General features: G+C 74.3%; 8 protein-coding genes. 4 read left to right on the top strand and 4 right to left on the bottom strand.

Annotated features, from left to right (window positions below; translation table 11 throughout):
- On the bottom strand, positions 1-1,309 hold a 1,309-nt coding region (locus H5J30_RS10280; protein WP_181787118.1), incomplete at its 3' end, for an MMPL family transporter.
- Positions 1,310-1,481: 172 nt separating this feature from the next.
- On the opposite strand from H5J30_RS10280, the gene H5J30_RS10275 reads away from it, so the two are divergent.
- Entirely contained in the window at positions 1,482-2,237 is a 756-nt protein-coding gene (locus H5J30_RS10275; RefSeq protein WP_181787117.1) for a TetR/AcrR family transcriptional regulator, read from the top strand.
- Between the two features lie 9 nt (positions 2,238-2,246).
- Here H5J30_RS10275 and H5J30_RS10270 read toward each other — a convergent pair whose 3' ends face one another.
- Entirely contained in the window at positions 2,247-2,510 is a 264-nt protein-coding gene (locus H5J30_RS10270) for a hypothetical protein (protein WP_181787116.1), read from the bottom strand.
- A 303-nt stretch (positions 2,511-2,813) separates the two neighbouring features.
- Positions 2,814-5,126 carry a serine/threonine-protein kinase gene (locus tag H5J30_RS10265; RefSeq protein ID WP_181787115.1) on the bottom strand — a complete coding sequence of 771 codons (2,313 nt, stop codon included), beginning with the start codon at positions 5,124-5,126 and terminating at the stop codon, positions 2,814-2,816.
- Positions 5,127-5,567: 441 nt separating this feature from the next.
- On the opposite strand from H5J30_RS10265, the gene H5J30_RS10260 reads away from it, so the two are divergent.
- Positions 5,568-6,242 (top strand): hypothetical protein, encoded by a 675-nt coding sequence (locus H5J30_RS10260; protein ID WP_309505484.1) that lies wholly within the window; start codon positions 5,568-5,570, stop codon positions 6,240-6,242.
- Positions 6,243-6,334: 92 nt separating this feature from the next.
- Here H5J30_RS10260 and H5J30_RS10255 read toward each other — a convergent pair whose 3' ends face one another.
- Positions 6,335-7,453: a peptidoglycan recognition protein family protein gene (locus H5J30_RS10255; RefSeq protein WP_181787114.1), complete on the bottom strand. Its 1,119-nt coding sequence runs from the start codon at positions 7,451-7,453 to the stop codon at positions 6,335-6,337.
- A 265-nt stretch (positions 7,454-7,718) separates the two neighbouring features.
- Here H5J30_RS10255 and H5J30_RS10250 point away from each other — a divergent pair, with 265 nt between their 5' ends.
- Together H5J30_RS10250 and H5J30_RS10245 are read left to right on the top strand one after the other, a co-directional pair.
- Positions 7,719-8,354 carry a helix-turn-helix domain-containing protein gene (locus H5J30_RS10250; protein ID WP_181787113.1) on the top strand — a complete coding sequence of 212 codons (636 nt, stop codon included), beginning with the start codon at positions 7,719-7,721 and terminating at the stop codon, positions 8,352-8,354.
- Positions 8,355-8,417: 63 nt separating this feature from the next.
- Positions 8,418-8,584, top strand: a 167-nt coding sequence (locus H5J30_RS10245; RefSeq protein ID WP_181787112.1) for an FAD-dependent oxidoreductase, incomplete at its 3' end; no start/stop codon positions are given.

Genomic DNA, 8,584 nt, shown 5'->3' with positions numbered 1-8,584 from the left:
GCGGGGCGCCGGCGACGGCCCCGTCGATGACGACGTGGACGGCCCCGTCGTCGTTGCCGGCGAAGTCCTCGCGCAGCACCGTGGCGACCTGCCGGCTCTGGGAGTCCTCCGGCAGCACCCGCTCGTCCGGGGTGCCGAACGTGATGCCCAGCAGCGGGCTCGCCGCCAGCAGCAGCACGCCGAGCACCGGCAGCGCCGTGACCGCGGGCCGCCGCATGACGGTACGGGCCAGCCTCCCCCACAGCGGCGAACGGGAGTCCCCGCGCCCGGGCCTGGCCCACGGCAGCTTCCCGCTGTTGACGCGGTGGCCGAGCACGGCGAGCAGCGCCGGCATCACGAACAGCGTGCCCAGCGCGGCGATGGCGACGACGCCGACCCCGGCGTAGCCGAAGGACCGCAGGAAGTACTGCGGGAAGACCATCAGCGCCGCGAGCGCGGCGGCCACCGTGGCGGCGGAGAACACGACGGTACGGCCCGCGGTGTGCACCGTGGTCCGCACGGCGTCGGCGACGGAGGCGCCCGCGCCGAGCTGCTCGCGGAACCGGCTGACCATCAGCAGCGCGTAGTCGATGCCCAGGCCCAGCCCGAGGGCCGTGGTCAGGTTGACCGCGGAGACGGAGACGTCGGTGATACTGCCGAGGACGAAGAGCTGCGCGAACGTGCCGACGATGGCGACGAGCGCGATGACCAGGGGCAGCAGCGCCGCGACCACGCTGCCGAAGACGAACAGCAGCAGCACCAGCGTCAGCGGCACGGCGATCGCCTCGGCGAGCAGCAGGTCCTTCTGCACCTGCGGCGACATCTCGGTGTCCACGGCGCTGCCGCCGCCGGCCCGGACGTCGAGGCCGCCGGCCCGCTCCCCGGTGAAGGCGTCGATGACGCCTTCGGCGTTCTCCGCGCGTTCGGTGTCCTCGCCCTCGACGTGGGCGAGGACCAGGGCCTCGCCGCGGTCCTTCGAGCGCAGGGCGGGGTTGCCGGTGTCCCAGTAGGAGACGACGTTGGTGACCCGGTCGTCGGCTTTCAGCCCGGCCACCAGGTCCCGGCCGCCCTCCGCGACCGGCCGGGCGTCGACGTCGGCGCCGCCCTGCGCGGCCCGTACGAGCAGCACGAGGTTCGTCTCCCCGCCGAACTTGTCGTCGATGATCTCGCCGGCCCGGGTGGACTGGGCGGACGGGTCGTCGTAGCCGCCGCCCTTGAGCTGGGCAAACGCGCCGGCGCCGAGGGCGCCCATGAGGACGACGGCCACGGCGGCGGCGACGAGGACCAGCCGGGACCGGCGGATCGCCAGCTCGGCTATGCGGTTGAACACGGGGGTTCTCCTTTAAGGATGTAACGCGATATGTCCGGTAGGTGACAGGAGCCGGCCCCGATCGATGGGGAGGGGGAGCCGGCGCGCACGACGGTAGTCAGGCGGCGGAGAATTTGGCAGTGTTAAGTTTTTCTGACAAGGCGCCGCGGAAGAGGTACGACGGGGAGTGGTCATGGCCGTGGACGAACGACTCGCACCCCCGCTGTCGGTGCGCGAGCGGCGCCGGGCGGTCGCGGTCCGGGAGATCGTGGACGCCGCCGAGGCGCACATCACCGAGCACGGCCCGGCGGCGCTGTCGCTGCGGGCGGTCGCGCGCGGGCTGGGGATGACGGTGCAGGCGCTGTACCACTACTTCCCCAGCCGGGACGCGCTGCTGACGACGCTCATCGCCAAGACGTACGACGACCTGGCGGCGGCGGTGCTGGAGGCCGCCGATGCGGCCGGCCGGGGCGGGGAGGGAGAGGGGGACGGGGACGACGGCGCGGGGTTCGTGGCCGCGACCGAGGGCTACCGCCGCTGGGCCGTGGCCAACCCGGAGCGGTTCCAGCTGATCTACGGCACACCGCTGCGGTACTACGCCGCGCCCGCCGAGGGGCCGACCACGCAGGCGGTGCGCCGGATGAGCGCCGTCTTCGAGCGCGAGCTGTTCGGCGGGTACACGCACGAGCAGCTCGCCGCGGCCGACATCCCGCCGCTCTCCCCCGAACTCAGCGCCCACCTCGGCCCCCTGCGCCCGGACGATCCGGATGTCCTGCCGCCGGCGGCGTTCGCGCTGCTGTTCAGCGGCTGGGGGCACATGCACGGGCTGGTGGTGCTGGAGGTGTTCGGCCACACCTCGTTCCTCGGCGAACACCGCGCCGAGCTGTTCCGCATGGCGATGCGCAACCTGCTCACCGACGTCCACCGCCGCATCCCGGACGCCCCTTGAGCCGTACGGCTAGCCGGCCGGAGCGGGCTGGGCGGTGAACTCGCCGCTGACGGTGAACCTCAGCGGCACGCCCTCGACCGACCGGGGGGCGTCCGGCACGTCGGCCCGGGTGTCGACGTGGACGACGATCCGGAAGAGCGGCTCGGGCGACGGCTCGCGGCCGCCGTCCTCGGCGCCGGGGGCTCCCTCGATGCCCATTCCCTGGACGCCGGGATAGCGCCAGATCGACTCCTGGTGCCGGTCCAGCACCTTCTTGGCACGGGCGTACTCCACGCCGGCGACGGCCTGTTCGGACGGGGTACCGGCGGGCGACTCACCGGCAGCGGGCCGGGAGGAGGGGCCGGGGGCCGGTCCGTCCGGACCGGAGTCCCCCGAACAGGCGGCGAGGCCGACCCAGGTGAGGACCAGGCAGGTGGCCAGCGCGACATGTACCCGCGGGCCGGGAAGCCGGGCCGATAACCGAACCGGTTCCGCAGGCGATCTCCTCGATCCGCTCATGGGTCTCCTCACCGTCCGGCCGGGCCGCGGCCCACCCGCGCCCTCGCCGGCATTCTCCCGCGGCCGCGCCCGTTCGGGTCAGGCCGCGGGCTCTCCTTCGGCACGGGCCCGGTAGGCGTCGACTTCCGCCCTCAGCCGCTCGGCCTCCTCGTGGTCCCCCGTCTCGTCGAGATGGAACGCCTGCCACTCGCGGGAGACCAGGGCCTCGTGATGGCCGGGGCCCTCGACGCGCGCCCAGTCGGCGGCCACCTGGGCCAGCAGCCGGACCGCCTCGGCGTGGTCCCCCGCGCCGCCGACGTAACGGGCGTGGCAGTGGCGCGCTTTCAGGGTGTCGCCGTGGTCGGGCCCCACGACGCCCTCCCAGTCGACCGCGACCTCGCCCATCAGCCGGGCCGCCTCGGCGTACTCGCCCGCCTCGCCCAGCTCCCACGCACTGAGGTGGCGGGCGAGCAGGGTTTCGTAGTGGCCGGGGCCCTGGACACGCGCGCGGTCCGCGGCCAGCCCGGCGTGCAGCCGGGCCGACTCCGCGTGGCCGCCCGCCGTGCCGAGGCACGAGGCGTGGCGCTCGCGCGCGTGCAGGGTGTCCACGTGGTCCGGCCCCAGGGCGCGGGCGGTGCCGGCAGCCAGCTCCGCGTACGCGCGTGCCGCCTCCCCGTGCTCCCCCGCCAGGTCGAGATGGCGGGCCCGGCCGCCGCGGGCAGCCAGGGTCTCGGAGTGGTCGGGGCCCCGCACCCGGGACAGGTCGGGCAGGAGTTCGCCCAGCATGCGGGCGCCTTCCGCGTGGTCCCCCGCCTGTCCGACGAAGTGGGCATGGAGCATGCGGGCGACCAGGGTCTTGGAATGGTTGCGCCCGTGCACGCGGATCCGGTCGTCGAGGAGATCGGCGAACAGGCGCGCGGCCTCCGCGTAGTTCCCCGCCTCCGCGACGTTGCAGGCGTGGATGTGGCGGGCGAGCAGCGTGTGGGGGTGGTCGCGGCCCAGGCCGCTCACGGAGTCCGGGATGATGTCGGCCAGCAGCCGCACGGCCTCCTCGTACCGGCCCGCGTTTCCGAGGGCCTCGGCGTGGCTCCGGCGGGTGGTCAGGGCGTTGCGGTGCTCGGCTCCCAGCCGGCGCACGAACTCCGGGACCAGCTCGCCCAGCAGCTCCGCCGCCTCCCCTTCCCGGCCCGACTCCGCGAGGGCCATGGCGTGGTGCTGGCGGGCGAAGAGAACGTCGACGTGGTCGGCCCCCTGCACGCGGCTGCGGTCCGCGACGACCTCGGCCAGCAGGCGGGCGGCCTCCTCGTGCTCGCCGGTCCTCCTGAGCTTGAGGGCCTGCCGGTGGCGGCGGCGCAGCGCGCGGGGGCGGTCGGCCTTCGGTACGCGACCGGAGGCGGCGGGCGCGGGCTCCGGCTCGGGCTCCGGGGGCGGGTCGGGTTCGTACCGCGGGGGTGCGGTCATCGTGGGCGCCTCGTGCGGGGGCGGCGGGGCGTCGTCCGGCTCGGTGTTGGGTGCGGTGTTGCGGGCGGTGGACGGTACGGCGCGGGCCTGGATGAGGGTGTTCACGGCGTCGGGCCACGGCGGCGCGGCCGGGAAGTCGTCGCCCGGTTCCCACTCCGCGGCGATCAGGCCGAGGAGGCCGGCGGGGGTGGGCCGGTCGTCCGGGTTCTTCGCCAGACACGCGGCGACGAGGGTGCGTATCCGCTCCGGCACGCCGTCCAGCCGCGGTTCCGCCGTCACCACGCGGTGCAGGACTCCCAGCGGCGCACCGCGGCCGAAGGGCTCGACGCCGCCGGCGGCGTAGGCCAGCACGGCGCCGAAGGAGAAGACGTCGCCGGGCTGCCGCACGTCGCCGTCCTGGGCCTGCTCGGGGGACATGAAGCCGGGCGTGCCGATGGTCGCACCGGTCCCGGTCAGCACGGTGCCGTCCATGGCCCGGGAGATCCCGAAGTCGATCACGCGCGGGCCGTCCGCGGCCAGCAGCACGTTCGCCGGTGTGAGGTCGCGGTGGAGGAGCCCCTCGGCGTGGATGGCCTGCAACGCCTCGACCAGCCCGGCCGCCAGCGGCCACACCGAGTCCTCCGGGAACGCCCCCGCGGCGCTCACGGCGTCGGCGAGGGAAGGGCCCGGGACGTACAGGGTGGCGATCCACGGCCGCTCGTCCTCGGGGCCGGCCGCCATCACCGGCGCGGTGTACGCGCCGCTCACCGACCGCGCGGCGGCCACCTCCCGCCGGAACCGGCGCCGGAACTCCGGCTGCCGCGCCAGATGGGCGTGCACCACCTTCACCGCCGCCGCGCGCCCGCCGGGCGACCGGCCGAGGAACACCTCTCCCATGCCGCCCGCGCCCAGGCGGCCACGTAGCACGAAGTCGCCCATCCGCGCGGGGTCCCCAGCCGCCAGCGGCTCCACAGCGCTCCTCCTTCCGCACCGGACCACACCCTCCGGCACTGCTCACCCCCTACCCAACCACCTGGAGACCTCCCGGTAGTTGACCTTGACGGGACCGGCACCTGGGACCCGTCCCGGGCGGTGACGGCAGGGATGCCGGACCACGACCCCAAGCACCGCGGAAAGGAACCGGCAGAGCCGCGACGCGGGCGGCCGGAGACCCCCGCTACTTGACCTTGACCGGACCGGCACCTGGGACCCGTCCCGGGCGGTGACGGCAGGGATGCCGGACCACGACCCCAAGCACCGCGGAAAGGAACCGGCAGAGCCGCGACGCGGGCGGCCGGAGGTCCTGCGGTGGTCGGCCTTGGCGGTGGCGCACCTGGTCTGCGGGGACCCGTCCCGGGTGGTGGCGGTACGGTGCGGGCGGAACCCGGGGCACGGTCGGAGGGAGCGGGCATCGTGGGACGTGTGCGGCGGGGCGTGGCGGGGTGCGTGCTGGTCGCGGTCGCCTGGCTGGCGGGGCCCGCCGCCTGCTCCGGCGGCGGTGACGACGCGAAGGGGCCGAGGGCCGCGAGCCCGACGGCTTCCCCCGATCCGCTGCCGCGTACGCCGCCTCCGGCACGGCAGACCGTGGGGAGCAGCGAGGACGCCTGCGACTTCACCGAGCCGTTCGAGGCCCGCAAGGTGAAGCCGTACCTGCCGGGCGGGCCCGCCTACGAGGGCAACGGGCCGCATCCCGCCGTGCTGTTCAAGGACGACATCGCCGTCGACGAGAGCGAGCCGCCCCAGCTGCCCGGCGACTGGGCGCCGGCCGCCACGAACATCGACACCCAGCTCGTGGTCTGCCAGTACGACGACGACAGCCACGACAGCCGCACCGTGGGCACCTGCACGTACCTCGGCGGCTCGAACAACTCCGGCGACGGCGAGTACGACGTGCAGACCGCCCGCTACCTCTTCCGGGTCTTCGAGGCGGCCACCGGCGAGCCGGTGACGGAGTTCGCTCTCGACGGAACGACCAGTCCTCAGCAGACCTGCCCCGACTCGGCCCTGTTCCCGGCCACGGACTTCCAGTTGGTGACGAGCGACGCCCTCGCCGACAAGCTCCGGCCGTTCGTGGCCGGCCGCCGCTGACACCGGCGACCGCCGCGCCGCCCCGGCGTGGGGGCGGACGCGACGGTCGCGGTTTCGCCGCGTACGCGATCAGGCCGTACGCGATCAGGCCGTCAGGACAGCAGCTGCTTCCATGCCGCCGTGTCCAGCTCCCGGCCCGACGGCGCCCGCCGCCCGCGGCCGAGCAGCGCCTCGACGGCCTTCGCGACCTCGCCGTCCACCCCGGCGCGCCCGCGCGGGGTGATCAGCGGCCAGATGTCGGAGCCGAGGTAGCCCGTCTCGTCGGTGCGCTTGTGGAACTCCGCAGAGCAGGAGTGCCGTTCGACTCCGCCGGCCTCCGCGAGCTTGGCCACGGCCCGCTTCGTCTCCGGCCCGAAGAGCCCGTCGGCCGGCAGCCCGGTGAACCCGCGGGCGCGCAGCAGGTGCTGCGCCGCGCGTACCACGGGTCCGCTGTCGCCGGGGCGCAGCAGCGGCCAGACGGCGGTCCGTTCCGGTGCGGGCGCGCCGAGGGCCCCGGCCACCGCCTCGCGCAGCTCCGGCAGGCGGGCGTAGAGCACGTCGCCGGGGCACTGGGTGGAGTTGAAGTCGCGGTGGCCCATGATGTTCTCCACCGGCCGCCCGTACTGGCCGGCGATCCAGGCGACCATCGCGACGAGCGAGTCCCACAGCGCGGTGGGCACGTCGACGTCGACGTACAGGCCCTCGTTCTCGATGCCGATGACCTCGCTGTTGCGGCCGCCGACGTTGGCGCCCTGCACGTGCTGGGTGCCGCCGCGGACGACGTCGAGGCTCTCGTGCCGGCCTTCGAGGCAGAACCCGCCGCGGCTGATGGTGAACTGCTGGCCGGTGTCGCCCCAGCCCTGGGTGTCCATGTGGAAGTTCTGGATGGACCGGCAGATTTCCATGGCGTGTTCGAGCGAGTAATCCTCGCTGTTGCCGGGTTCCGCGGTGTGGTGGACGACGATGTACGTCGGCACGTGGTCGAGGACGACGATGTCGATTTCCGGCGGTCGGGCATCCCATTCCGCGGTGCTGTAGATGCGCGGTTCCGGCGCGGCGAGCGGGCGGGCGCCGCGCAGCGGGTCGGGGGCCGCGAAGGCCCCGGAGGTGGTCGCTGACCTGGGTGCGGCGTGTGCGAGCCCCGCCGCGCCGAGTCCGAGCGCTCCGGCCGCGGAGGCGGTCAGTCCGCCGCGCAGCAGTGCGCGGCGGTCGAAACCCGGATGTGCTGCCATCCTGGTCTCCTTCTTCAGGTGGGGGGTGGATGTGGGGGGATCAAGGATTGTGCGCGCGCATGTCCGGTCGGCCATGAAAACATCCGGGACATGCACACGACAACCCCTGAGTAACAACGGCCCCAATTTCACGGGGAATTGGGGGTCAACTCCCGCGCGCCAATGGGCCGACCAATGAAAACGACGATACGCGAATAGTGAATACGCCCGTCGCCGCCTCGCCGGGCGCGGGGTAGCCTCTCGCACGACTTGTCGAGGAGGTCCGGTGGTACGGGAACAGGCAGGCCGGGTGCTCGGGGCCAACCTGCGGGCGCTGCGGACGCGGGCGGGGCTCACTCTGTCGGGGCTGGCGCGCGCCTCCGGGATCGCCAAGGGCACGCTGTCGCAGCTGGAGTCCGGGACCGGGAATCCCACCATCGAGACGGTGTTCAGTTTGTCGAACGCCCTGGAGGTTCCGGTGTCGTCGCTGCTCACCGAGCGCGCGGACCCGGACGTGCTGCTCGTCCGCTCCGCGGGCCTGGAAGTGCTCAGCAGCAACGCGGTCGACCTGCGGATGCTGCGCCGCATGGACCTCACCGACACGGTCGTCGAGCTGTACGACCAGCGGGTGCGCCCCGGCGAGGTGCAGCACTCCGCGGGCCACCCGGGGCGCGAGCACGTCGTCGTCACGTCCGGGCGGCTCCGGGTGGGGCCGCCGGAGGCGCCGTACGAGCTGGGCCCCGGCGACTACGTCTGCTTCCCGGCCGCGGCGCCGCACGTCTACGAGACCGTCGAGGGCCCGGTGCTCTCGGTGCTGATGCTGGAGTACCCGGCCGCCGCGCACCCGGTCCCGCCGGTCGCCTCGTGCGCCGTGCCGGCGCCCCGACAAAACGCACAACGCCTGCCCGGAACAGGGGCTTGACCGCCGATCGGCGCCCTCCATACGCTCGTTGCCGTTCGATTTAATGAACGGAGGTGGCGGCAGGTGGCGTACGACGTCGTGGTCGTGGGCGCCGGTGTGATCGGCGCGGCCTGCGCCGAAGCGCTGACCGCCGCCGGGCACTCGGTGGCCGTACTGGACCGCGGCGCGCCCGCGAGCGGCACCACCGCCGCCGGCGAGGGCAACGTCCTGGTCTCCGACAAGGCGCCGGG

Source organism: Streptomyces phytophilus (assembly GCF_013870535.1).
In the GTDB taxonomy this organism is placed as follows: Bacteria; Actinomycetota; Actinomycetes; order Streptomycetales; family Streptomycetaceae; genus Streptomyces; species Streptomyces phytophilus.
The sequence above is the reverse complement of the archived record's forward strand: the minus strand, read 5'-3'. Positions and strand labels throughout refer to the sequence as shown.